This window comes from Comamonas sp., from assembly GCF_009360615.1.
Classification (GTDB): Bacteria; Pseudomonadota; Gammaproteobacteria; order Burkholderiales; family Burkholderiaceae_C; genus Comamonas.
Genome location: NZ_SPEY01000020.1, coordinates 201668 through 224927 on the forward strand (window position 1 = coordinate 201668; position 23260 = coordinate 224927).

A 23260-nucleotide genomic window follows, 5' to 3' on the forward strand; every position below is an offset into this window, starting at 1 on the left:
TCAGGAGGGCCCCAGTATGAACGCCAAGAGCCACACGACGTGTTCTCCGGGGCGAGGGCCGCGGCAGCACTTCATGAATACCCTCGATCCGGTACGCGCCTGCGTGCCGCCTGCCACTGTGCATCCTCAAGCCGCCTGGACAGGCATCGCATCAAACGACTGCTGACGGCGAGAAAGCCGCGTCGGCAAGGGTATGCACCTAGTCATTGGTGCACCAGGTGCACACTGTTTCCAGATTCTCCGAGTGTTTTGACAATTATCAAAGCCGCACTCGATGTGCGCATCAATTACGGAGACTGAGAATGAATGCCCCCCAGAAAAATCAAGCGGGTCACGAGGATGCCGATGTACTGATCATCGGTGCAGGACCGGTCGGGCTGACACTGGCAAACACTCTGGGAATGGCCGGCGTGCGCGTCATCGTGGCAGAGAAGCTGCCGCAGATCATCGACTATCCACGAGCCATCGGCATTGACGACGAGTCGTTGCGAACGCTGCAGGCTGCGGGTCTCTCGGATCAGGTGCAGGCACACATCACCCCCCATCACTGGATGCGTTTCTACACCGCCAGCGGCCAGTGCTTTGCCTCGATCGAGCCGCGCACCGACGAGTACGGATGGTCTCGCCGCAATGCCTTTATCCAGCCTCAGGTGGACGACATCCTGTACCGCGGTCTCCAGCGCTTTGATCAGGTTCAGGTAATGCTGGGTCACGAGCTGCAAGGCTTCTGCCAGGACGATGCCTGCGTCACGGCCTCCCTCAAAAGTGCCGATGGCGCGCAGCGCCAGCTGCGCGCCCGGTACATGGTCGCCAGCGATGGTGGCAACAGTCTGGTGCGCCGCATGCTGAATGTGCCTTTCGAGGGACGCACCAAGCCGAATCAATGGATCGTGGTGGATGTGCGCAACGACCCCCTGGGGACACCCCATATTGACATGCATTGCGACCCGGAACGTCCATACGTTTCCGCTGCCCTGCCTCATGGCATTCGCCGCTTCGAATTCATGGTCATGCCCGGGGAGACCGAAGAGCAGCTCTCCAGACCGGAGAATCTTGCCCGGCTGATGCGCAAGGTCGTTGCCGATCCGGACAAGGTCGACTACATCCGCAAGCGCGTGTATACACACAATGCGCGCCTGGCGGCGCAGTTCCGGATCGGCCGTGTCCTGCTGGCCGGTGATGCTGCGCACATCATGCCGGTCTGGCAGGGCCAGGGCTACAACAGCGGCATGCGCGATGCCAGCAATCTTGCCTGGAAGCTGGCCATGGTCATCAAGGGGGACGCCCACAGCGATCTGCTGGACAGCTACGAGCAGGAGCGCCGCGACCATGCGCGCAGCATGATCCATCTGTCGGAAGTGGCTGGCGACATCTTCGCCCCTGAAAGCCATGCTGCGGCCAAAGTGCGCGACACGGTGATGCTTGCCCTGAACGCAGTGCCACCCGTCAAGCAGTACTTCGCCGAGATGCGTTTCAAGCCCATGCCGCGCTACGAGCATGGCGTGGTGCTGCACCACACCGCCACCGGCAATCAAGGAGCGAGAACGCCGCTGGCGGGTCTGATGGATCGATCGGGCAATACGCCGCTGAGCCGCCTCCTGGGCTTGATGGCGGAGAAGAGGGAGTCTCTGGTCGGTCGCCTGGTGCATGGCCTTGAAACGCCAGTTTCCAGTCCCGTGGGCCGAATGTTCATTCAGCCCCGAGTTGCCACTGCCGACGGCCAGTCCGGCCTGCTGGATGACTTTGTGGGACTGAATTTCTGCATTCTGGCCTGGGGTACGGACCCCAGCTATGGCATGGACGAAGAGGCTCTGAATTTCTGGCATCGCCTTGGCGCCCGATTCATTCGCGCCATGCCCACTGGCCAGCTGCTTCACCCGACACCGACCCGTGATGGCGTTCTGACCGTCGGCGACGAACAAGGCCGTCTGAAGGACTGGTTCAGCGCCCAGGGCAAGTCGGTGGTGTTCGTGCGCCCGGACCGCTTTGTTGCGGCGCTGGCATCTCCGCAGGAGGTCTGCGCTGTCACGCGTCAGATGGCCCGGATCCTGCATTCTCCGATGGAGGCCTGAAGATGCATGGTTGCGCCATCGCCACTGCACGCCGGGCATTTCTCGGTATGTCGCACTCTCCTTTGCTGGGCCTCAATCCGGTCGATGCGGACGATCAGGCCGCCATCGACAAGGCGATTGCCGCCGCGCGCGAGGCTGTCCATGAATTCGCTCCGGAACTCGTCGTGCTGCTGGGGCCGGATCACTACAACGGTTTCTTCAACGAGCTGATGCCACCGTTCTGCATCGGAAGCCAGGCAACGGCCGTGGGCGACTATCTGTCCCCGGCCGGCCCCCTGAATGTGGATGCGGAGCTGGCCATCAGCCTGGCCGATCACCTGATGGATCGACATTTCGATATCGCGGTGTCGCGGCGCATGCTGGTCGATCATGGATTCTCGCAGGCCCTGCAGTTTCTGTGGGGAGACGAGATGGACACGCCGCCTGTCATCCCCATCTTCATGAATGCCGTGGCCCAACCGGGCATTGCCCGCATGGCCCGATGCAAGTCCTTGGGAGAAGGCGTTGGCCGTTTCCTCGACCAGTTGCCGCTGCGCACGCTGCTGATTGGCTCGGGTGGGCTGTCGCACGAGCCTCCGGTCCCGACACTGGCCCATCCTGACCCGGCGGTGCGCGAGCGCATCATCGTTCGCTCCACTCCCACGGACCGGGAGCGCGAGCTCAAGACCGAGCGCGTCAAGGCCGCCGGTCTGGCTCTGGCCAATGGCGATAGCGGGATGAAGCCTCTCAATCCCGCGTGGGACCTGCAATGGATGGAAGCGATGGCCAGTGGCCAGCTCGATGGCTTGTGCGCAATGAGCGAAGCCTCGATCGGTGCCCAGGCCGGTCACTCTGCCCATGAGTCCAAGACCTGGCTGGTGGCGAGGTCCGCCCTGCCTGCCAATACCCGTCTGCCTTGCCCGGTACGGGCCTATCGCGCCATTCCATCGCTCATTGCGGGCTATGGGGTGATGTTCATGCACCACTGATCTTCATCCATCCAAGACTGCCATGCCGACCACTCAGCAAATACAGGCCTGGGCCGAGCGCCTGCGCCACGCGGAAGCGACCGCCACTCCCATTGCCCCCCTGCGCGAGGAGATTGCCGACAATGACAGCGCCTATGCCGTGCAACTGGCCAATGTTCAATATGCGCAAAGCCAGGGCCGCCGGATTGTGGGACGCAAGATCGGACTGACCTCCCTTGCCGTTCAAAGGCAATTGGGCGTGGACCAACCCGACTTCGGCACCTTGTTCGCCGACATGCTCTACGGCGACGAAGAGACCGTGCCCCTTTCGCGAACGCTGCAGCCCAAGGTCGAGGCCGAGGTGGCGCTGGTCCTCGCCAAGGATCTGGAACTCCCTGACGCCACGCTGGTGGACGTCATCGGTGCCACCGCCTATGTGCTCCCGGCCATCGAGGTGGTGGGAAGCCGCATCGCCGACTGGAACATTCGCTTCATCGACACCGTGGCCGACAACGCCTCCAGCGGTCTGGTCGTGTTGGGTGGGGTGCCGACGATGCTCAACGCGCTGGATCTCAAGTTGTGCGAGATGCAGATGACGCGCAATGGCGATGTCGTCTCCACCGGCACCGGCAGGGCCTGTCTGGGCCATCCTTTGAATGCCGCCGTGTGGCTGGCCCGCAGACTCGCCAGCCTCGGCCAGCCGCTGCGAGCTGGGGACGTCGTGCTGACCGGTGCCCTGGGCCCCATGGTCGGAGTGAATGCCGGTGATCGCTTCGAAGCACACATCAGCGGCGTCGGCACCGTGTGCGCGCAGTTTGAACGGTAGATGTCCTCGAAAGCACTTCCGGCCCCGTTTTTCCATTGCTCATAACGATTATTCAGGAGACAAATCATGTGGAATCGACGTCAATTGCTCGCAGCCGCTGCTGCCTCGCTTGCTGCATGCGTGGGTACATCCGCCATCGCACAGAACTTTCCCAGTCGTGCCGTGACCATGGTCGTTCCCTTCCCGGCCGGAGGCATCACCGACGCCGTGGCGCGTGCGCTGGCCACCAAGATGGGAGAGCAGCTTGGCAAGCCTGTCATCGTTGACAACCGGCCCGGCGGTGGCGGCCAGATTGCAGCTGCGTATGTGCGCCAGCAGGCGGCGGACGGCCATACCCTGTATGTCGGCGCCACCGAGATGTTCGCCATCAATCCCTCGTTGTTTCGCAACTTCTCATACGATCCGCTGAAGGATTTCAGCCCGGTCACTTCGCTGATCGCGTCGCCTCTGGTGCTCGTCGTCCCTGTCAACAGTTCACTGGTCAGCGTCAAGGAACTCATCGCCCAGGCCAAGAGCCGCAAGGATGGACTGAATTTCGCTTCGCAGGGCATGGGCTCCATCGGACATTTACTGGGGGAGACCTTCCGGGGCAAGGTGGGCGGAAAGTTCAATCATGTGGCCTACAAAGGCTCCGCGCCCGCGCTGCAGGATGTAATGGGAGGGCAGGTGGACTTCATGTTCGACCCGGTCATCACTACCGCCCCCCTGGTGGCCGGCAGGAAGCTCAAGCCCCTGGCGATTGCAGCCGACAAGCGCTCTCCACAAATGCCTGATGTGCCGACCCTGGCCGAGCTCGGCGTATCCGGCGTCAATGCCGGAGTGTGGTTCGGTGCGGTGGTCAAGGCCGGCACCGCTGCCAACGTGGTGGATCGTCTGAACGATGCCATCGTCAAGGCCATGAGGGATCCTGACGTGGTCAAGCGTTTTGCCGATCAAGGCATGCAGGCGTTCCCGTCAACCCCGGCACAGTTTGGCAGCTTCATGCAGTCGGAGCTGACCAGATGGGCTCCTCTGGTCAAGGCCAGCGGCGCGTCGGTCGAGTGAGCGGGGGAGCCCATCTTGGATCGTCGAACTCTTTTGCAATCGGCCCTGGGCTTGGGCAGCCTGTCGATCGCCAGTCCTGGCAGGGCGCAGGCCTTTCCCAGCAAGCCCATCACGCTCGTGCTGCCGTTTTCCGCCGGCGGCATCAGCGATGTCATGGCCCGTACCCTTGCTCAGCACGTGGCTCAGCATCTGGGCAAGCCCGTGATCGTTGACAACAAGCCCGGCGCGGGAGGACAGATTGCCGCCAGCGCAGTGCTGCAGCAGGCCGCCGACGGACACACCGTGTACGTGGCAGGCACCGCCATGTTTGCGATCAACCAGACCTTGTTCCGTAAATTTGCCTACGACCCCGTCAAAGACTTTGAACCGGTGACGTCTCTGGTCATCTCTCCTTTGGTGCTTGTGGTGGCCGCCGACAGCCCGGTCAGGACGCTGAGCGAGCTGGTGTCGCTCTCCCGCAGCAGCAGGCAAGGCCTGACATTTGCTTCACAAGGGTTGGGCTCTGTCGGCCACCTGCTGGCAGAGCTGTTTCGCAGCAGAACCGGTGGGAGCATGTCTCATGTGGCCTACAAAGGCTCGGTGCCGGCGCTGCAGGATGTGATGACCAACCGGGTCGACTTCATGCTCGACCCCACGAGCTCCACCGAAGCTCTGATCCGGGGCAAAAAGCTGCGCGCCCTTGCGATCGCCTCCACAAGACGCGTTCCTCAGCTTCCCGACGTCCCCACCCTCGCGGAGCTGGGAGTATCCGGAGTCGATGCCGGCGTCTGGTTCGGCGCAGCCGTGCGCAGCGGAACACCTGTCTCGGCAGTTCAGACGCTGAACCGTGCGCTGGTCGCCGCGTTGCAGGATCCAGGCATACAGAAGCGCTTTGAAAGCCAGGGCATGCAGGCCTATCCGCAAACCCCTGAGCAATTCAAGCAGTTCATTCGCGGCGAGATCGCACGCTGGGCCCCGCTGATCCAGTCCAGTGGGGCCAGCATCGACTGATTTTTCTCTCAAGGTAAACGCTATGACGCGCAAACTCAAGGCCGCCATCATCGGCAGCGGCAATATCGGCACGGATCTGATGATCAAGATCCTTCGCCATGGCAAAAACATCGAGATGGGTGCCATGGTCGGCATCGATCCCGACTCCGACGGTCTTGCGCGTGCTTCCCGCATGGGCGTGGCGACCACCCACGAGGGCGTGAAAGGCCTCGCGCAGATGCCCGTGTTTGCAGCGATCGACATTGTGTTCGATGCCACCAGTGCCGGCGCACATGTGAAGAACGATGCGTTCTTGCGCGGCCTCAAGCCCGGCATTCGCATGATCGACCTGACGCCGGCCGCCATCGGCCCGTACTGCATTCCCGTGGTCAATGGCGACACGCATCTGGATGCGCCGAATGTGAACATGGTCACCTGCGGCGGCCAGGCCACCATCCCCATGGTGGCCGCCGTCTCCCGTGTGGCCAAGGTGCACTACGGAGAGATCATCGCATCGATCGCCAGCAGGAGTGCCGGTCCCGGCACCCGCGCCAACATCGACGAGTTCACCGAGACCACATCCAAGGCGATCGAAGTCGTGGGCGGCGCCACCCAGGGCAAGGCCATCATCATCATGAACCCGGCCGAGCCGCCCCTGATCATGCGCGACACGGTCTACACCCTGAGTGCTTTGGCCGACGAGGCCGCGATTGCCGCCTCGGTCGAGCAGATGGCCGCTGCCGTGCAGTCCTATGTGCCGGGCTACCGCCTGAAGCAGAAAGTGCAGTTCGACCGTATCGACACCCCGATCCGCATCCCCGGAGTGGGCGATGCCCTCAGGGGACTGAAGACCTCGATCTTTCTGGAAGTCGAGGGCGCGGCCCATTATCTGCCTGCTTACGCCGGCAACCTGGACATCATGACCAGCGCCAGTCTGCGCACCGCCGAGCAGATGGCCGAGCGCATGCTGGCGACGCTCGGCGTGGTCGCCTGAGGAGACGACATACCATGACGCCAACCAAGAAAATCTACATCTCCGACGTGACACTGCGCGACGGCAGCCACGCCATTCGGCACCAGTACAGCATCGAGAACGCCAGGCAGATCGCCCAGGCCCTGGATGAAGCCCGGGTCGATTCCATCGAGGTCGCCCACGGTGACGGTCTGCAAGGCTCCAGCTTCAATTACGGCTTCGGCGCACACACCGACCTGGAGTGGATCGAGGCGGTGGCCAGCGTGGTCCAGCACGCCAGGATCGCCACGCTGCTGCTGCCGGGCATCGGCACCGTGCACGACCTCAAGAACGCCTATGACGCCGGCGTGCGCGTGGTGCGGGTGGCCACCCACTGCACCGAGGCCGACGTGTCCCGTCAGCACATCGAGTATGCGCGCAAGCTCGGCATGGAAGCCGTGGGCTTTCTGATGATGAGCCACATGACCACGCCGCAGGCGCTGGCCCAGCAGGCCAAGCTCATGGAGAGCTATGGCGCCACCTGCTGCTACGTGGTGGACTCGGGCGGGGCCCTGGGCATGGAGGATGTGCGTGACCGCTTCCGGGCCTTCAAGGACACCCTCAAGCCGGAAACCCAGACCGGCATGCACGCCCACCACAACCTGAGCCTCGGCGTGGCCAACTCCATCGTGGCCGTGGAAGAGGGCTGCGACCGCGTGGATGCCAGCCTGGCCGGCATGGGCGCAGGCGCCGGCAATGCTCCGCTGGAGGTGTTCATTGCAGCCGCAGAGCGCCTGGGCTGGCACCACGGCACGGACCTCTACAAGCTCATGGATGCTGCCGACGACATCGTGCGCCCGCTGCAGGACCGACCGGTGCGCGTGGACCGCGAGACGCTGGCGCTGGGCTATGCCGGGGTCTACAGCTCTTTCCTGCGTCACTCCGAAGCTGCGGCGACCAAGTATGGACTCAAGGCCGTGGACATTCTGGTGGAGCTGGGCAAGCGCCGCATGGTCGGCGGGCAGGAGGACATGATTGTCGACGTCGCCCTGGACCTGCTGAGGCAACGCGAAGCGGCCTCTTTCTGATCTTTTCATCATCCTCGCGGTCAGCCGACTCTGGCTGCCGCTCTTACGGAGCCATTTATGAACGCCCCCAACACGGAAGCCTCCACCAGCCGCTTTGTCACGATTACCGAGGCTGGACAGCCCCTGAGGCTCCACTACAACGATGTCGGTTCCGGCAGAGAAGTCGTGGTCATGCTGCACGGCTCCGGCCCGGGCGCCAGCGGCTGGGCCAACTTCCATCGCAATATCGATCCGCTGGTGGACGCGGGTTACCGTGTCATTTTGCTGGACTGTCCCGGCTGGAGCAAAAGTGACACCATCGTCAGCACGGGCTCGCGTTCGGACCTCAACGCACGCTGCCTCAAGGCCGTGCTGGACGCGCTGGACATCTCCAGGGTCCACATCATCGGCAATTCCATGGGCGGGCATAGCGCCGTGGGCTTTGCGCTGGCCAATCCCGAGATGGTGGGCAAGCTCATTCTCATGGGCGGCGGCACCGGCGGGCCCAGCGCCCTTGTGCCCATGCCTGCCGAGGGCATCAAGCTCATCGGCGCGCTATACCGCGATCCCACGGTGGAGAACCTCAAGCGCATGATGAATGTGTTTGTGTATGACACCAGCAGCCTGACCGAGGAGCTGTACCAGCAGCGTCTGAGCAATATCCTGGCCCGCCGCGATCATCTGGAAAACTTTGTCAAGAGTGCCCAGATCAATCCCAGGCAGTTCAGCGACTACGGCGTGCGGCTGCCGGAAATCAAGGCCGAGACCCTGATCATCTGGGGGCGTGACGATCGTTTCGTGCCCCTGGACATCGGCCTGCGTCTGCTGTGGGGCATCCCCAACTCCGAGTTCCATGTGTTCAGCCAGTGCGGCCATTGGGCACAGTGGGAACACGCCGAGGTCTTCAACAGGATGGTTCAGGACTTTCTGGCTCGCTGACCGGCCAGACAGTCGGCATGAGGCCGGCGTATGCCGCCGAATGGAATGCAGGAGCCGAAGCCCCCGCCGGCTTGTCGAGCGCGGGGTGACGACAGGCAGTTCAGTGCCCTGGTAGACCCTGCCGACGCCTGACCCAGGCCTGTGCCTGGGCAGCGCCAGCAGGCAGGCCTGTCCCCGGATGGCCGAGCCGTGCCACCGCCAGGGGCGGTTCGTGGCCCATCGCCTGCCGTAGCGCCCGGTTTCGCTGCGGGAGTGGAATCTGATCCGGCAGCGAGTGCATGCGGTGGGCGGCTGCGCTGGCAGAGAACGCGCCATCGGCGCTCTGGCCGGGTGCCGGAAATCAGCTCGACAGCCGCAATGCGGCGGGTTGCGTGGGCCGATGTCGGAGGCGGCAGGCCAGGCAACGTCAGCCCGGGGCCGGCAACGGTGGATCGGGCCCGCGATCCCGGCCAGACGCTTCTACCTGCGCCGCTATTTGTGCATCCAGTCGGACAGCTCGTCCGCGTGCTCCTGCTCCTGTTCAAGGATCTGCTCGATCAGGCGGCGGGTGGTGTGGTCTTTGTCTCCGATCAGGGCAATCATTTGTGTGTAGGCCTCGATAGCGACGCGCTCGGCGACCAGGTTGGCCCGGATCATGGAGTGCAGGTCCAATTGTTCGTCGTAGTCAGCGTGGCTGCGGTCAGCGAGCGTGGCCGGATTGAAGTCAGGCTCGCCGCCCAGCTGGACAATCCGAGCAGCGATTCGGTCGGCATGGGATTGCTCCTCGTTGGCATGCACGAGAAATTCATCGGCAATGGCAGGCGAACTCAGGCCGGTGGCGGTGAAGTGGTGTCTTCTGTATCGCAGCACGCAGACCAGCTCGGTGGCCAGGGAGTCGTTGAGCAACTGGATGATGTCCTCGCGCCAGGGGCTTTTTTCTTCTACGACGGCTCCGTCATCCAGGCTGCGCTTGGCTTTTTCCAGAGCCTGGGTGTCAATCTTCAGTGGGGTGTGGGCTTTTTTCCTTTGTGCAATTGGGGACATGTGTGGGTCTCTGAGCTTTGGGGTGAACAAATGGCTGCCTGCTCCCGAGGGAGCCGGGCCAGCCGCGTGCGTCCCAAGTTAGTTGCCATCGCCAAGCATGTCTGTGAGACAACTTCGCATAAGTCTCGCTGACGCCCAGCTCCATTCATGAAGTCGCTCCCTGTCCGGTATTGCGACGCGCACCGCTGATAAGGCATCGGGAGCGGGTATTTCTTCGAAAGAAACCGTGCAGGGTTGGTCCTCTGGTCGATGCCGCCGTCACTGACGGGACGAGGTCGGGTCCACATTCGATGCATACGAACCCTGGTGGCGTGAATAAGCGCACTGGTCCACCACGGGGATTCAAGATGCGTGTTGTGGAAATCTTGTTACTTTGGGTAAAACCATTTAGAGGTATGCATGACTTCGCGTAAGTTGAAGGATCATTCTTACAAACGGGAGGAACATGCCAATTTCAGGAACGCCAGCACCATTTGATCTGAAGCTGCATGCCTGGCTGAGCAAGATTGAAGCGGCGCAGCCGTGTCACGGCCAGCAGGAAGCCCATGACCTGATCATGAGCTTGTGGGCGCAAACACACCGTGAGGGCGGCGCTCCTGATGGACTTGTTCAGTCGCTGCTGAACAGAAAGCTATGTAGCGAAGATGGCTGGCAGGGGCTCGACTCCGATGTCGCATTCACCGATATGGATGCCAGTGTTTCGGTTCGGGTCCATCTCCACAGGGATGGCAGCGTCGTGATTCAATCGATTGATGAAGATGCACCCCAGATACTGGGAGTGCTGCCAGCTGCGCCACAAGACCAGCTGGTGTCGATAAAAGTTGGGTGAGTCCGTAACAATGCCGGCGCAAGCCGGCACATTCCAGCGGGCCGTTCAGGCATTTCTTCTGCCTTGGCATGCAACGCAATCGAACATTGGGTGAGGGCTTCGCCGACGGCCCCGGTTGTCGTCAATGGCCTTTGCAAGGCTGCCGGTGGAAATTCGGACTCTTGAGAGGGACGCATCGGTCCGACTCCTGCATCCTTCGCATCGGCGATCCGAGCCCATCCATGAATGCGCACAACGGCGGACCACTGCCGCACACTCGATGCAGCCGTTTGAAGGGTCTGGAGCGGGGCAGGAAAAGATCCAGGCATGGTCTCGTGTCTCCTGAGCCGAGCGGTCATATCAGGCGTGAGCGCGACAGGGGCGTCCATCCCGGGCCCGGCATCCGTATCGACCGGAGCTTTTGTGAGGCCGTGGTGGGCTTGTTGCATCACGCAGTGAGTGCTGTCCCCGGTTGCATGCAAAGAAAGATCCCGCCCGGGTGGCCGCGGGGACGCGTTGCCATGGGCCGTCGTCTCGCTCACTTTTCCGAGATTCACCGGGGCATCGTCGGCGTTTGCCCTCGTCAACGCGCTTTCGATGGCATCTGCACTGTTTGTCGACATCTCGGTCTGGTGCCGAGACCCGGTCTGCCGTTCGCTCCTATGGCAAGACATGTTCGCACCTGTGAATGACGTGTCAGGATGCGATCAACCGGTTCACAGGTTCGGGATCGGCATGTTCGACGTGGATCGCCACGGCAATCATGGCGTCCTGCACACCGACCGGTGCATGCGCGGTGCCGACCGGTTCACGAGGAGGGCCTTGGTGCCGCACTTTGAACGATGAATCCCTTGTTGCCCCCGTTCACATTTCCAATGGCCAGGTCCGGGCTCGGCCTACAGCAGCTCCCACCGCATCTGTCTATTCTGAACCTCCCATGTTCAAGAAAGGAGCGTTCATGAGATTTCGAAAAGCGAATACCGCAGACCTCGCCAACGACCTGAGCCAGTTGCTGGATGACTTGAAGGAAGTCCTCGCGTCCAAAGGTCATGACACGGACCCGGCAGCGTCGAGGCGGTTCGGCAAGGCTGCCTCCACGCTGGAGAAGGTGAGGAACGCCTCATCCCGTGCAGTCTGCGAATCCAAGGCCGCAGCGCACTCTGCGAATGCTTTGGTACACGCCTCACCCTGGCGTGCAGTGGGCGGAGCACTAGCGGTGGGGGCGCTGATTGGAATGGTGCTTGGCCGGCGTTGATCCGCCAGGCGCGGCAGCATTGGCCTCAACCCGATCCAGCACTGGCGATCGGATGATGCCCGCAGGTGCCCCGGGCTGCCGCGAACGGCAACAGGGCGGCCCAGTCAACACGCAGGAACACGACAGAGAAGATCGGGCAGCGGCAACGGCTGCTCGCGGCACGAATTGGAGGCCGCCGCGCTGGCGGGCCCCGGGAGAATCGGTACGCACTGTTGCCGTTCCCGAGCGGCCCGCTCAAGGCGTAGCGCGGGCCGTCAGTAGCGATAGCTGGCAGTCAGCAAAAAGTTGCGGCGTTCGCCGTAGAAGCAGTCGCCGCGCGAAAGGCACTGGGTGATCACCACCTTGTCGCCGATATTGTTGGCGTGCAATGCCAGGCGCCAGTCGCCGGCATCGTAGGCCACCATGGCGTCGGCCAGCAGGGAGGAGGGCGTGCTCACGGCCGAGGTGCCGCTCCACTGCGACCCGAGATAGCGCAGGCCTGCACCAACGCTCCAGCCGCCGCGGCCCTGGGCCGCAAAGCGGTGCATGAGCCAGCTCGATGCCATGTGGCGTGATACCGCGGCTACGCGCTGCCCCTGATCGCCAGCATTGCTGCGGCTGATTTTTGAATCGGTATAGGCGTAGGCCAGTGTCCAGTCCCAGTTTCTAGGCAGACTGGCGATCAGCTCGGCTTCGAAGCCCTGGGTTTTGACCTCGCCCAGTTGCAGGCTGTTGAGCGGGTTGCCAGGGTCATTGGTCTTGCGATTTTGTTCGCGCAGCCCATACACCGCAGCATAACCGGACAAACCTTTGCCCTCCGGAATCCATTTGACCCCGGCTTCCAGCTGCTTGCCGCGCTGGGGCTTGAACGGTGTGCCGTAAAAGTCCATGCCGCCCAGAGGCTGAAAGGATTCCGTATAGCTGACATACGGTGCCCAGCCACCTCCGGCCTGGTAGGTCACGCCCAGGCGCTTGGTGGTGGCGGAGTCGTTGGCAGCGGCTGCGGGGCGACCTTCGGTCTCGGTTTTGGCCTTGTCGTGACGCAGGCCCACCGTTGCGGTCCAGGGGCCCCAGCGCAACTGGTCTTGCAGATAGAAGCCGAGCTGGCGCTGGGCCACGTTGGGCGCACGTACCAGCTGGGAGGCCGAGGGCGGCGTGAACGTGCCATACACGGGGTTGTAGACATCCAGGGCTGTGCCTGGCCCGCGCCAGCTGGACTGGTTGCTGGTGTTGCGCTGCCAGTCCATGCCGGCCAGCAACTGGTGTTGCACCTCGCCGGTCTGCATCAGGCCTTCGAGCTGCGTGTCGACGAGCAGCATGCGTCCGCCATTGATTTGCCACACGGCATCGCGCTGCACGGTACGTCCATTGGCATCAAACACCGGGCGCGCGGGGCGGCCGGTGGCGGCATTGGCGGCAAAGCTGGTGTAGAGCGTACGGTAGTCTACTTCGCTGATGGTGCGGCGCAGGTTCTGGCGCAGCGTCCATTGCGAGTTCAGGCGGTGGCTGAACAGATAGCCAAAGGATTTGTTTTCGGAGTCGTACTTGTCCCAGCCCGGCTCGCTGATAAAGGTGCGGGTAGGAATCTGTCCATAGGGGCTGGGCAGGCGCGTGCCCTGCCAGGGAAAGAACTGGGTGATGGAGCCGCTTCTGTCCTTCTGGTAGAGGGCTTGCAGCGTGAGCGAGGTGTCGGTGCTGGGACGATAGGTCAGGGAGGGCGCGATCACCACGCGGTCGTCCTTGACGTGGTCGACCTGGGTGTTGCTGTCGCGGCCCACGGCCACCAGGCGATACAGCCACTTGCCTTCCTCGTCCATGGCTCCGGTCATGTCGCTGGCAATCTGCTTGCGACCGTGGCTTCCAAGCTGTATCTGCACCTCATTCAGACGTTCGGCCTGCGGGCGCTTGCTGGTCAGGTTGAGCACGCCGCCGACGCTGCCCTGGCCGTAGAGCACGGAGGAAGGGCCGCGCAGAAACTCCACGCGCTCCAGCGTGTAGGGCTCGACCTTGATGTTGTTGTAGGTGCCGTAGGTGCGCAGCAACCCGTCCTGGTACTGGCTGACATCGCCGCCGCGCGCCTTGAAGGAGTCCACGCGGTTGTCGAAATAGCTGGAGTTGATGCCTGCGGTATAGCGGGTGGTTTCGCGCAGGGTGGTCACGCCCTGGGCTTCGAACTGGTCGCGTGTCACCACGCTGATGGATTGCGGCGTTTCAATCAGGGGCGTATCCGTCTTGGTGGCCGAGATCGCCCGTCGGGCGACAAATCCGCTGACCGGGCCGGTGGCGGTTTCGCCAGCCAGGCTGTCCTGCACGGTGACAGGAGCAAGCATGGCCTCGGCATCGCCGTTGGCGCTGGAGGCGGAAGGCGGGGTCTGAGCCTGTGTGCCCAGACTCAGGCAGGCCAGGGTGCTGAGCAATGTCAGTGATCGTCGGTGGATTACGCCGGGAAAGGGTGCGTTCATGGTGCGGTTGTGGAATATCGGCTGCGAAGAAAGACCGTCAGGACGGTTGTGTTTGCTGGCTCAACGTGTGGATTCCGGTCAGGGCTTGGCAGAGGCGGGCAGGGCAGGGGATGGCATACCCTCCTCGACGCTGAAGCTCAGCGTGGTCACATAGCTGGCCTCGCCATAGCTCTTGCCTTGTGCCTCGCCGACTTGCTTGTGGCTGTGATGCACCTCGGCCACATACTGGCCCTTCCAGGGCAGCGAGAAGCTCACCTTGCCTTGTTCGTCGCTTTGCGCCTCGCGCGACCAGCCCGACGGTGCGACCATCTGCACCTTGGTATTGGGCAGGGCCATTCCGTTGAAGCTCACCATGAGCTGGCCTGGCGTGCCAGTGGGCACCAGATCGAGGGCTTGGGCATTGGCGGCCACGGCCTGTGTCGGCTTTGCCACCCAGCGGGCCGCAGGCACCCATAGCAGGGCGGGCTCATTGCGCTTGCTGCGGTCGATCAGGGGATAGGCGGCGCTGGCAAAAAGGGTTTCGGCCTGGCTTGCGGCGTCATAGCTGAAGCTCGTGGCGTTTCGCTGGCCGCTCACTTGCCGAGTGCCTTCGACGGACTGTTGGACCAGCGTGGGCGTGGCGAGAAATCGGTCCAGTGCACCGGGCGAAGTCTCGCGCAGGTTGTCGTTGAACTCGCCAAAGAACAACTGGGCCTGGCCGCCATTGTTCTCCAGCCAGACCTGGTGGGCCTGGGCCGAGCCAAGGCTGGCAAGCAGAAGGCTGGTGAGGCCCAGGGCATGATGAAAGTGGCGCATGAAAATCTCCTTGGATGCTGGTAGTTGAATGAAGGGCTGTGCCTGAGCGACGACGGTCGGACCGGTGTCCGCATGCGAGCGCCGGGCCGAAGCGCTTACGGGTCATCGATGGGCGGCGACTGGCCCGTGCGGGAGCGGCTCGGTGCCTCAATGACCGAGGCGGCTGAAGCAAAAAACCATCAATGCCAGGCCCAGCGCTGCCTGGCCGAGCACGGGCAGGCGCTGTGCTTGCCAGGTGGCCAGAGCGGTAGCGGCGAGAGCCGAAAGGCAAAGGGCCGCCGTCCACACCGTGGCAGACATGGCAACCGTGGTCGCTGCAGGAAAGCACAGAGCCATGCCCAACGACAGGCTCAGCAGGGCCCAGCCACTCTTGAACAGGCGAAGGCGCAGCAGCACGGCTGCGGGAGCCTCGCTTTCCTCCCCCGGCCAGGCGTCTTCGTGATGCCGGTCCATGGCCAGGGCCAGGGCCGTCCAGGCGGCAAAGCACATCAGAAAATCGAGCAGCATCTGCTAAGCCTCCTGCGCCGTGTTGTCGCCGGGAGTCCGCGCGCCGTTGCGCTTGCGCTCGGACTTGGCGGGGGCAGCATGTCTGGCAGCGGCCAGGGGCTTGTGCCTGAGCAAATGCCGGGTGAGGGCGGCAAGCATCAGTCCCGTGGCTGCAAAACTCAGGTCCATGCCGGCCCAGCTCCAGTCCAGGGCCGGCAGGCTGATGCCCAGGTGGGTGGAGGTGGTCAGGGCATTGACCAAGGGTAGAAGCAGATAGGCGAGGGCTGCCAGGCCCAGGACCAGCGCCCAGCCCTGGCGTGAAGGCCGGATCAGGCCCAGCAGCAAGGCTAGTATCCAGATGCCGAAAAAGCAGGACAGCTCGGCATCGGGTCGGCCTGGCATTTCCAGGGGCAACAGCCGGTTGGCCAGCAGATAGGCCGCGATGGCCAGCGGCAGGCCGCCCATGAGGCCGATGTTGAAACTTGCCACCAGCCGTTCGCCAAAGGGCAGAGGGGCGGCAGGCGTCCTGCGCAGGGCCTGGGCGCGGCGCTTGACGGACCACAGTATCAGGCCCGAGGCAATCATCAGCGAACCCATGACGCCAAAGCCGAACAGCACCCAGCGCAAGCCGGTATCGGCGAAGCGGCCCAGATGCAGGCCGTAGAGTACGCCATAGGTTTTGATGGCGGGGCTTCGCGGATCCAGCCGGGTTTGCAGCTGGCCGGTGATGCCATCGAAGCGCAGCCGGGCCGGGCCGTATTGCAGCCGGTCTCCGTCATGTCGGGTGATCTCCACCAGCGGGCCCAGGCTGTCGCTGCGCACCGTGATGCTGCCGACTCGGCCGCCTTGCCACAGTTCGGCAGCCTGGGTCAGCATGGGGGCCAGGTCCAGCAGGGGCAGGGGCTCGGATGGTACCTTGCTGCCACGCCGGGCGCTGCGTGCGCCGGGTGTGTCGCCCTGCAGCTCCGAGAAATAGCTTTGTGAATCCGCTGCCTTTGCGCCCGGGTAGGCGGCGGCTATGCCGGCCGGCATGTACAAGGCGTGAAAAATCATCAGACCGCTGAAGGTGATCATCAGATAAAAGGGCAGCACCAGCACCCCCGAGACATTGTGTGCGTCCAGCCAGGCGCGCTGTCCGCCCTTGCGCGGGCGAAAGGTGAAGAAGTCCTTGAAGATGCGGCGATGCGTGACCACGCCGGTCAGCAAGGCAATGAACATCAGCAGCGTGGCTGCGCCCACCACCCAGCGGCCCTGAATCGTCCAGCGGCCCTTGTGAGCGGTGCGAAGTTCGAAATGGAAGCGGTAGAAGAATTCTCCGCCGGCGGTCTCGCGGGCCTGCAGTGCGGCACCGGTCTGCGGGTGCAGCAGCAAGGTCTGGAAGCGGCTGTCGGGCAGGTCGCGCCACAGTACGTTCACGGTCGGCGTGCGCGCATCGGGCAGGCGCATGATGAAGTGGCTGACGCCCGGCGCGTGCTCGTGCAGCGCCTCCTGGGCGCGTTGTGCGACGTCGCTGTCGGACGCGGGCAGACCATGCAACTCGGGCCGCATCCACAGATTGAATTCGTTCTTGAAGAAGCTCAGCGTACCGGTGACGAAAATCGCAAACAGAAGCCAGCCCAGAATCAGCCCTGACCAGGTGTGCAGCCAGGACATGGCCTGGCGGAATCCTTCCTGCTCGGGCTGGCGTGCGGTTGGCGAGCCAATCATGCTTGCACCCCCCACGAAGACGTCCCGTATATCGCTGCGCCCAGGGACAGCGTCGGAAGAAGCACGCCGGCCCAGGCAAGCCAGGCTGTGCGTGCATAGAAAGTCCAGCCAATCGCCATGGCGTAGATGACCCAGGACAGCAGGGTGGCGGTCATTACGGCTTCCACGCGACTCATCCACGAGCTCAGCAGCAGACTCAGGGCTGCGGTACTGACGGCTGCGAGCGCATAGCCGCCCAGGGCGGCAGCCAGGCTGCGCGAGACAACGGCAAGCCGGTAGTGCGCAAGGGGGCCGCTGGCTCTCATGCCGCCTCCGGATGCCCTGACGGGCGGCAAGGATTGCGGCATTCAGCAGCCGCAATGACAAAGCGCGTGCGAAGCGCCCTGGACAAGGGAGAGCAGGTAGATGGGTAGCTCAGCATGACAGACAGACAAACGGTGCGGCCGATTCGCTGGCTGGCTCGTGTCAAGAAATCATGCTGGCGTGCGAAGAAATGTAAAGGCGAGTATACATTCTATTGAGAATGATTTCTATTTATTTTCCAATCAGGAGCCTGAACCGCTCTTGGAGCAATCACAGCACTCTGAGTCGCAAGACTTGCAGGGCCGGTCGGCGTTCGGCTGAAGAGGCCAGGTCTGCATTCCCAGCGCCGACAAGGGGAGAGCAGGGCCCATGCTGACAACGTAGGCAACGAAGCGTGGTTCCCGACCGCGCGGCGTGAGCCGGACGCAAAGACAGATCTGCCGCCCACCCGCGGATCGGGTCTGTTTCATCGCAAGGACTGCCGCGCCATGGGCGACCCCAGCGCGGGTGGCTGCCGGCGCACCAGCATGCTGCCGAAGGGCTTCTCGCGGCTTGCGGCTGACAGCCGCTTCACCAGGTCATCCGACCACCAGGCTGCCAGGCCGTCTAAAGCGGGCGGCTTCTGCCGATGGCCGGGGAGGCGCTGGCGGGTATCGATGCCGAACAATTCTCGGCACCGGCCTGCAGACTTCAGAGTTGCAACGCACAATGCCATCCTGTGTTTTTTTATCGTCGTGATCATGTCCGATTCCTCTGCGGCTTTGCCAGCCAGTCTGACACCCTCCATGCGCGATGTGCTGCGTCGCATGGAGCGAGCCGCGCGCACTCCGATGCATCAGCTCGGTGCGCAAGCTGCCAAGGCGGCCTATGAAGCTGGCGCCGGCGTGCTTGAAATCCCCAGGCAGCCCTTGCCTCGTGTGGAGGAGTTGCAGATTCCTGCACGCGACGGCGCGCAGTTGCCGGCCCGCCTCTATGCACCTGTGAGTCGCGATGACGCCCCCGCTGCGGGCCTGCCTGTGCTGCTGTATCTGCACGGCGGCGGCTTTACCGTAGGCAGCGTGGCCACGCATGATCCGCTATGCCGTCAGCTTGCCCATCTGGCAGGCTGCATGGTCGTGTCGCTGGACTACCGCCTGGCGCCGCAGTTCCAGTTTCCCGTCGCACATGACGATGCCTGGGATGCGCTGCAGTGGCTGGCAGCCCATGCCGAAAGCCTGGGGGCGGACGGCGGCCGCATGGCGGTCGGCGGCGACAGCGCCGGCGGTACGCTGGCGGCAGCCTGTGCCATCGAAGCACGCAACACCGGCCTCAAGCTGGCTTTGCAGTTGCTGATCTACCCCGGCACCACGGCGCACCAGGACACTGATTCCCATCGCCGTTTTGCCCGTGGACTGGTGCTTGACGAAGCGTCGATCACCTGGTTTTTTGCGCAATACATCGCTAGGCGCCAGGATCGCGAGGATTGGCGCTTCGCGCCTTTGCTGGCTCCCGATGTCGACGACGTCGCACCCGCCTGGATCGGTCTGGCCGAGTACGACCCCCTGGTGGACGAGGGTGTGGAATACGCCGACAAGCTGCGCATGGCGGGCGTGTCCGTGGAACTGGAAATCTACAAGGGCGTGACCCATGAGTTCGTCAAGATGGGCCGCGTGATTGCCGAAGCGCGGCAGGCGCACCGGGACATGGCGCAGGCCTTGCGCGGCGCATTTGGATTGAATTGAAACCAGAGTGAGAACTATGAACCGACAGGACTTTCGCAGCTGTACGCGTATCGAGGTGCGCTGGGCCGAGGTGGACGCGCAGAAGATTGTTTTCAACGCGCACTATCTGATGTATGCCGATGTGGCCATCACCAACTACTGGCGCCAGCTGGCCATTCCCTATGAGGCCGGGTTTGCCTCGCTGGGCGGCGAGCTGTTCGTGAAAAAGGCCAGTACGGTCTATCACGGCTCGGCCACTTTGGGCGATGTGCTGGATGTCGGCATCCGCTGCGTCAAACAGGGCAATACTTCGCTGCAGTTCGAGGCGGGCATCTTCCGAGGCATGGAGTTGCTCAACACCGTGGAACTGATCTATGTGTTTGCCGACGCGGCGACGCAGACCCCCAGGCCCGTGCCCCAGGCGCTGCGGGATCTGCTCACGGCTTTTGAAGCCGGCCAGGAAGTCGTCGCCTTGCGATCGGGCAGCTGGAACGATCTGGGGCGTGATGCCGAGCGCCTGCGCCTGGCCGTGTTTGTGCGCGAGCAGGGTGTGCCGCGCGAGATCGAGATCGACGAGTTCGATCCCGTGGCGCGCCATGTAGTGCTGTTCAATGGCCTGAACCAGCCCGTGGCCACGGGCCGACTGGTCAGCGATGCGCCGGGCGTGGCACGTATCGGCCGCATGGCTGTGGATCGCAGCGTGCGCGGCGGTCGCTGGGGACGTATGGTGCTCGAAAGCCTGATGGACGCGGCGCGCGAGCGTGGCGACAGGGAGATCGTGCTGCACGCGCAGCGCCATGCCGAAGCCTTCTATCTGCGTGCCGGCTTTACGCCGGTAGGCGAGCCTTATGAGGAGGCCGGTATTCCCCACATCACGATGCGCAGAGTTCTTTGATACCTCTGTTTTGATAGCTTGAAACTCTTTATTTGCAAACGTTCAAGCCCGATTTGATGCTTGATACGAAGGAGCGTCGATGGCAAGAATCATGACCGTCCTCTGTCTGATCGGGGTGGCTGCGGCTGCCTATGCGGCTTATCGCTACGGGATTTTCTGAGCGCATGCCGGCGAGGTCCGGGAGCGACGTGCCCGGGTGAGCTCCAGGTCGGGGACCGCCTGCCGATGGGGCGCTCCTCTGCGGCCTGCGTCGAAGGCCTGGCCGCACGCAGGCGGGAACTCTGTCCTCTATCGCCTGCGTGCCTTCGGCATTACTGCAGCTGATCCTTCAGAGCGGTGATGGCCTTCTGGGCACAGGCTTCGTCCAGATGGCCGCCTGGCGCACCGGCCACGCCAATGGCACCGAGGGTTTCATTGCCACTCTTCAGAGGCACGCCGCCGCCCAGGACCAGGAAGCCGGGGATGTTTGCCATACCGGCTGCATCGGGGTTGGACTGAATGGCTTTGGCGATGCCGCTGGTGGGGTTGCGCGACGACGCCGAGGTGAAGGCCTTGGCGCGCGAGGCTTCGGCGGTGTGAGGGCCGGCACCATCGGCGCGTACCATGGCCAGCAGCACGCCCGAGCGGTCCACCACCGATGCGCTGACGTTGTAGCCATCGGCGCTGCAGGCCGCCACGGTCTGCTGCGCCAGTTGCACCGCGGTGGTGCTGGCGAGGCTGCGGGTCGAGACGGTGGCTGCGGAGGCGCTGGCAGCGGCGGCCAGGGCCAGGGTGCTGAGGGCGATGTTGCGCAGGCGTTGGTTCATGTCAAAGTTCCTTGTGGATGGGGTGATCAGGCAATGACAGAACTGTAAGAACCGACGTTCTCGACGCCCATTCGCAAGGTAACGGATGGCCATCGGTAATCCTACCGAGTCGGCCCGCTCACACGGCAGCAGTCAGCAGCAGTCTTGTCTGTTCGGCGACCGAGCCGGTGCCGAGCTTTTCGGCCAGCTTGGCGCGGTGCGTGTCCACCGTCCGCACCGATATATCCAGCGCCGCTGCGATTTCCTTGCTGCCCAGACCCTTGGTGATCAGCTGCAGCACCTCGCGTTCGCGTTCGGTCAGGCCGCGCAGGCTGTGGCGGGCTTCATTGCGCTCGGCTTGCCGGGCGAGCCTGGCCTGCGCCGACTCGATGGCCTGCAGCAGGGTCTGCTCCTCGATGGGCTTGGTCAGAAAGTCGGTGACCCCCGCCTTGAAGGCGCGGCGGCAGGCATGCAGATCGCCGTGGCCGGTGATCACGATCGTGGGCCAGTCCACGCCCTGCGCCATGAGCTGCTCATGCATCTGCAGGCCGGACATCATGGGCATGCGCAGGTCGGTGATCAGGATGCCGGGCTGACTGCGATCCAGATGGGCTAGGCAGTCGGCCGGCGATTCAAAACAGGTCACTGGCAGCTCATAGGTCTGCAGCAACAGATGCAGAGCGTTGCGCACCGACGGGTCATCATCGATCAGATAAATCATGAGCAGGCAAATCGGTTCTATCCAGCGGCAGATGCATGACAAAGCGGGCACCATGCGCACCCGGTACATGTTCAAGGCGACCGCCCATGCGTTCCATCAGGGTGGCGCAAAGTGGCAGGCCCAGGCCCATGCCGTCGGACTTCGTGGTGAAAAACGGCTCGAAGATGCGCTGTGCCGTGGCTGCGGTCATGCCCGGGCCGTTGTCCTGCACGCTGATCAAGGCCTCGTCGCCGCTTTGCTCCAGCGAGATGGTGATGGCGGCCTGGGCGTCCTGAGTCTGGCCCAGCGCATCGAGCGCGTTGCGCACCAGATTGTGCAACACCTGCTCCAGCGCCACCGGGTCCGCCCAGGCCATGCAGAGTGGCAGCGCCGGCTGCCAGTGCAGCCGTACCTTGGCCTGGCGCGCCGGTCCCTCCAGCAGCAGCAGGGCCTGGTTGACTGCCTGTACCAGGTCCAGTCTTTGCGATGGGCTGGGCGCATTGCTGACATAGCTGCGCATGCGCTCCAGGATGGCGCCCGCACGCCTGGCCTCGCGCACATTGGCCTGCAAAGCCGTCGCCAGCAGCTCAGGCTTGCCCAGCTCATGGGCGCGCAGCGCGGCCTGGCTCTGGCTGAGCAGTGCCGTCACGGGCTGGGCCAGCTCGTGTGCAATGCCGGAAGCCATCTCACCCATGCCGTTGACGCGCGATGCATGGGCCAGCTGGGCCTCGTTGGCCAGCAACTGCGCGCGCCGCTGGTGGCGCCTGGCCTGCTGGCGGCTTTGCCAGACCAGATGGGCGACACCGACCAGCACGACGCTGATCAGGGCGCTGGCCAGCGCCGCTCCCCAGCCGAGCAGGCTGCGGGGGCGTGTGAGCAGCTGCACCTGCAGGGGCTGGTCATAGCCGCTGAGGGTGAATGCGCCGAACGGCTGGCTTTGCTGCAGCTGAGCTGCGGGCTCCAGCAAGGTCTGGCCGTTGAGGCGTATGCGCAGTCCGCTGCCATCCGGCAGGACTTTTTCGTCCAGCAGGTGCGAGGCATCAATGCGAACGCAGAGCCAGCCTGCGGGCACTGCGATCTTTTTGAGGAAAAGATAATGGCCGGGGTGCAGGGAGTCAGGCAGGCTGGCGCTGGCTCGCGGCGCCAGCGGGGCGGCTGTCTGTGCCACGGCCGGTGCCCGGCAGCTGCCGGTGGCGGGCGTGGCCGCAGTGACCAGCTGGATTTCCTGGACGCGCGGGTAAATGGTCTGCACCGACTGCGCAATATGCTGCAGAGCCGATGACTCCTTGGCAGCATCGAGCGGTGCCACGGCAGTCAGGGCGGTAAGGTGGGCCTTGTGCTGGGCCACCTTCTCCAGCATCTGGCGTTGTAAGGTCTGGGTCAGCTGCAACTGCTCCTGCTCCTGGCGGGCATGCGCCTGCCACCACTGCAGGGCCAGGATCAAGGCGCAGAGCAGCCCCCAGGCCAGGGCCAGCAGCCAGCGGTGGCGGTCGTCCGGGGAAGCGTTGCTCATGCGCCGAAGTGTAGCGGTGGCCTGGCTGGCAAT

22 protein-coding genes are annotated in these 23260 nt (G+C 63.6%); 12 read left to right on the top strand and 10 right to left on the bottom strand.

Going from position 1 to position 23260, the window contains the following annotated elements; all coding sequences use genetic code 11:
* Positions 1 to 302 precede the first annotated feature (302 nt).
* The 8 genes from E2583_RS06325 (at position 303) to E2583_RS06360 (ending at position 8816) form a co-directional block, all read left to right on the top strand.
* Complete coding sequence (locus E2583_RS06325) at positions 303 to 2072, top strand: bifunctional 3-(3-hydroxy-phenyl)propionate/3-hydroxycinnamic acid hydroxylase (RefSeq protein ID WP_291594080.1); 1770 nt, start codon at positions 303 to 305, stop codon at positions 2070 to 2072.
* A gap of 47 nt (positions 2073 to 2119) precedes the next feature.
* On the top strand, positions 2120 to 3040 hold the full coding sequence (locus E2583_RS06330; protein ID WP_291594082.1) for a 3-carboxyethylcatechol 2,3-dioxygenase: 921 nt from the start codon (positions 2120 to 2122) through the stop codon (positions 3038 to 3040).
* Between the two features lie 22 nt (positions 3041 to 3062).
* Positions 3063 to 3845, top strand: a complete 783-nt coding sequence (mhpD, locus tag E2583_RS06335) for a 2-keto-4-pentenoate hydratase (RefSeq protein WP_291594084.1) — start codon at positions 3063 to 3065, stop codon at positions 3843 to 3845.
* Between the two features lie 66 nt (positions 3846 to 3911).
* Entirely contained in the window at positions 3912 to 4889 is a 978-nt protein-coding gene (locus E2583_RS06340; protein WP_291594085.1) for a tripartite tricarboxylate transporter substrate binding protein, read from the top strand.
* 15 nt (positions 4890 to 4904) lie between these two features.
* A complete protein-coding gene (locus E2583_RS06345) occupies positions 4905 to 5879 on the top strand; it encodes a tripartite tricarboxylate transporter substrate binding protein (RefSeq protein ID WP_291594086.1) in 975 nt (324 codons plus the stop codon).
* 22 nt (positions 5880 to 5901) lie between these two features.
* Positions 5902 to 6852 carry an acetaldehyde dehydrogenase (acetylating) gene (locus tag E2583_RS06350; RefSeq protein WP_291594087.1) on the top strand — a complete coding sequence of 317 codons (951 nt, stop codon included), beginning with the start codon at positions 5902 to 5904 and terminating at the stop codon, positions 6850 to 6852.
* A 14-nt stretch (positions 6853 to 6866) separates the two neighbouring features.
* On the top strand, positions 6867 to 7898 hold the full coding sequence (gene dmpG / locus E2583_RS06355; protein WP_291594088.1) for a 4-hydroxy-2-oxovalerate aldolase: 1032 nt from the start codon (positions 6867 to 6869) through the stop codon (positions 7896 to 7898).
* A gap of 57 nt (positions 7899 to 7955) precedes the next feature.
* Positions 7956 to 8816, top strand: coding sequence for an alpha/beta fold hydrolase (locus tag E2583_RS06360; protein WP_291594089.1), 861 nt, complete (start codon positions 7956 to 7958; stop codon positions 8814 to 8816).
* A gap of 471 nt (positions 8817 to 9287) precedes the next feature.
* On the opposite strand, the gene E2583_RS06365 is transcribed toward E2583_RS06360, so the two are convergent.
* Positions 9288 to 9839: a ferritin-like domain-containing protein gene (locus E2583_RS06365; RefSeq protein WP_291594090.1), complete on the bottom strand. Its 552-nt coding sequence runs from the start codon at positions 9837 to 9839 to the stop codon at positions 9288 to 9290.
* Positions 9840 to 10284: 445 nt separating this feature from the next.
* On the opposite strand from E2583_RS06365, the gene E2583_RS06370 reads away from it, so the two are divergent.
* Positions 10285 to 10668, top strand: coding sequence for a hypothetical protein (locus tag E2583_RS06370; protein WP_291594091.1), 384 nt, complete (start codon positions 10285 to 10287; stop codon positions 10666 to 10668).
* 937 nt (positions 10669 to 11605) lie between these two features.
* Positions 11606 to 11902: a hypothetical protein gene (locus E2583_RS06375; protein WP_291594092.1), complete on the top strand. Its 297-nt coding sequence runs from the start codon at positions 11606 to 11608 to the stop codon at positions 11900 to 11902.
* Between the two features lie 254 nt (positions 11903 to 12156).
* On the opposite strand, the gene E2583_RS06380 is transcribed toward E2583_RS06375, so the two are convergent.
* The 6 genes from E2583_RS06380 to E2583_RS06405 form a co-directional block, all read right to left on the bottom strand.
* Positions 12157 to 14343, bottom strand: coding sequence for a TonB-dependent siderophore receptor (locus E2583_RS06380; RefSeq protein ID WP_291594093.1), 2187 nt, complete (start codon positions 14341 to 14343; stop codon positions 12157 to 12159).
* Between the two features lie 78 nt (positions 14344 to 14421).
* Positions 14422 to 15138 carry a TonB-dependent receptor gene (locus E2583_RS06385; RefSeq protein ID WP_291594094.1) on the bottom strand — a complete coding sequence of 239 codons (717 nt, stop codon included), beginning with the start codon at positions 15136 to 15138 and terminating at the stop codon, positions 14422 to 14424.
* Positions 15139 to 15285: 147 nt separating this feature from the next.
* Positions 15286 to 15645 carry a DUF3325 domain-containing protein gene (locus E2583_RS06390; protein WP_291594095.1) on the bottom strand — a complete coding sequence of 120 codons (360 nt, stop codon included), beginning with the start codon at positions 15643 to 15645 and terminating at the stop codon, positions 15286 to 15288.
* Between the two features lie 3 nt (positions 15646 to 15648).
* The gene (locus E2583_RS06395; protein WP_291594096.1) at positions 15649 to 17331 is read right to left on the bottom strand and encodes a PepSY domain-containing protein; all 1683 of its coding nucleotides are present in this window, start codon (positions 17329 to 17331) and stop codon (positions 15649 to 15651) included.
* A complete protein-coding gene (locus tag E2583_RS06400) occupies positions 17328 to 17636 on the bottom strand; it encodes a DUF3649 domain-containing protein (RefSeq protein WP_291594097.1) in 309 nt (102 codons plus the stop codon). Before E2583_RS06400 ends, E2583_RS06395 begins: the two co-directional genes overlap by 4 nt.
* Positions 17637 to 18100: 464 nt before the next feature.
* Positions 18101 to 18376 carry a hypothetical protein gene (locus E2583_RS06405; protein ID WP_291594098.1) on the bottom strand — a complete coding sequence of 92 codons (276 nt, stop codon included), beginning with the start codon at positions 18374 to 18376 and terminating at the stop codon, positions 18101 to 18103.
* Here E2583_RS06405 and E2583_RS06410 point away from each other — a divergent pair.
* Positions 18375 to 19355 carry an alpha/beta hydrolase gene (locus E2583_RS06410; protein WP_291594101.1) on the top strand — a complete coding sequence of 327 codons (981 nt, stop codon included), beginning with the start codon at positions 18375 to 18377 and terminating at the stop codon, positions 19353 to 19355. The genes E2583_RS06405 and E2583_RS06410 overlap by 2 nt on opposite strands.
* 16 nt (positions 19356 to 19371) lie before the next feature.
* Positions 19372 to 20229, top strand: coding sequence for a GNAT family N-acetyltransferase (locus E2583_RS06415; RefSeq protein ID WP_291594103.1), 858 nt, complete (start codon positions 19372 to 19374; stop codon positions 20227 to 20229).
* Between the two features lie 311 nt (positions 20230 to 20540).
* Here the strand turns inward: E2583_RS06415 and E2583_RS06420 are convergent, their stop codons facing one another.
* From E2583_RS06420 to E2583_RS06430, 3 genes are all read right to left on the bottom strand, one after another.
* On the bottom strand, positions 20541 to 21035 hold the full coding sequence (locus E2583_RS06420) for a heme-binding protein (protein ID WP_291594105.1): 495 nt from the start codon (positions 21033 to 21035) through the stop codon (positions 20541 to 20543).
* A gap of 118 nt (positions 21036 to 21153) precedes the next feature.
* Complete coding sequence (locus E2583_RS06425; RefSeq protein WP_291594106.1) at positions 21154 to 21735, bottom strand: response regulator; 582 nt, start codon at positions 21733 to 21735, stop codon at positions 21154 to 21156.
* Positions 21716 to 23227: an ATP-binding protein gene (locus tag E2583_RS06430; RefSeq protein ID WP_291594108.1), complete on the bottom strand. Its 1512-nt coding sequence runs from the start codon at positions 23225 to 23227 to the stop codon at positions 21716 to 21718. Before E2583_RS06430 ends, E2583_RS06425 begins: the two co-directional genes overlap by 20 nt.
* Between the last annotated feature and the right edge of the window lie 33 nt (positions 23228 to 23260).

Coding starts and splice junctions, on each gene's coding strand:
- E2583_RS06325 (WP_291594080.1), top strand. CDS start 303: ATGAATGCCCCCCAGAAAAATCAAGCGGGTCACGAGGATGCCGATGTA.
- E2583_RS06330 (WP_291594082.1), top strand. CDS start 2,120: ATGTCGCACTCTCCTTTGCTGGGCCTCAATCCGGTCGATGCGGACGAT.
- mhpD (WP_291594084.1), top strand. CDS start 3,063: ATGCCGACCACTCAGCAAATACAGGCCTGGGCCGAGCGCCTGCGCCAC.
- E2583_RS06340 (WP_291594085.1), top strand. CDS start 3,912: ATGTGGAATCGACGTCAATTGCTCGCAGCCGCTGCTGCCTCGCTTGCT.
- E2583_RS06350 (WP_291594087.1), top strand. CDS start 5,902: ATGACGCGCAAACTCAAGGCCGCCATCATCGGCAGCGGCAATATCGGC.
- dmpG (WP_291594088.1), top strand. CDS start 6,867: ATGACGCCAACCAAGAAAATCTACATCTCCGACGTGACACTGCGCGAC.
- E2583_RS06360 (WP_291594089.1), top strand. CDS start 7,956: ATGAACGCCCCCAACACGGAAGCCTCCACCAGCCGCTTTGTCACGATT.
- E2583_RS06365 (WP_291594090.1), bottom strand. CDS start 9,839: ATGTCCCCAATTGCACAAAGGAAAAAAGCCCACACCCCACTGAAGATT.
- E2583_RS06370 (WP_291594091.1), top strand. CDS start 10,285: ATGCCAATTTCAGGAACGCCAGCACCATTTGATCTGAAGCTGCATGCC.
- E2583_RS06375 (WP_291594092.1), top strand. CDS start 11,606: ATGAGATTTCGAAAAGCGAATACCGCAGACCTCGCCAACGACCTGAGC.
- E2583_RS06380 (WP_291594093.1), bottom strand. CDS start 14,343: ATGAACGCACCCTTTCCCGGCGTAATCCACCGACGATCACTGACATTG.
- E2583_RS06385 (WP_291594094.1), bottom strand. CDS start 15,138: ATGCGCCACTTTCATCATGCCCTGGGCCTCACCAGCCTTCTGCTTGCC.
- E2583_RS06390 (WP_291594095.1), bottom strand. CDS start 15,645: ATGCTGCTCGATTTTCTGATGTGCTTTGCCGCCTGGACGGCCCTGGCC.
- E2583_RS06395 (WP_291594096.1), bottom strand. CDS start 17,331: ATGATTGGCTCGCCAACCGCACGCCAGCCCGAGCAGGAAGGATTCCGC.
- E2583_RS06400 (WP_291594097.1), bottom strand. CDS start 17,636: ATGAGAGCCAGCGGCCCCCTTGCGCACTACCGGCTTGCCGTTGTCTCG.
- E2583_RS06410 (WP_291594101.1), top strand. CDS start 18,375: ATGTCCGATTCCTCTGCGGCTTTGCCAGCCAGTCTGACACCCTCCATG.
- E2583_RS06405 (WP_291594098.1), bottom strand. CDS start 18,376: ATGATCACGACGATAAAAAAACACAGGATGGCATTGTGCGTTGCAACT.
- E2583_RS06415 (WP_291594103.1), top strand. CDS start 19,372: ATGAACCGACAGGACTTTCGCAGCTGTACGCGTATCGAGGTGCGCTGG.
- E2583_RS06420 (WP_291594105.1), bottom strand. CDS start 21,035: ATGAACCAACGCCTGCGCAACATCGCCCTCAGCACCCTGGCCCTGGCC.
- E2583_RS06425 (WP_291594106.1), bottom strand. CDS start 21,735: ATGATTTATCTGATCGATGATGACCCGTCGGTGCGCAACGCTCTGCAT.
- E2583_RS06430 (WP_291594108.1), bottom strand. CDS start 23,227: ATGAGCAACGCTTCCCCGGACGACCGCCACCGCTGGCTGCTGGCCCTG.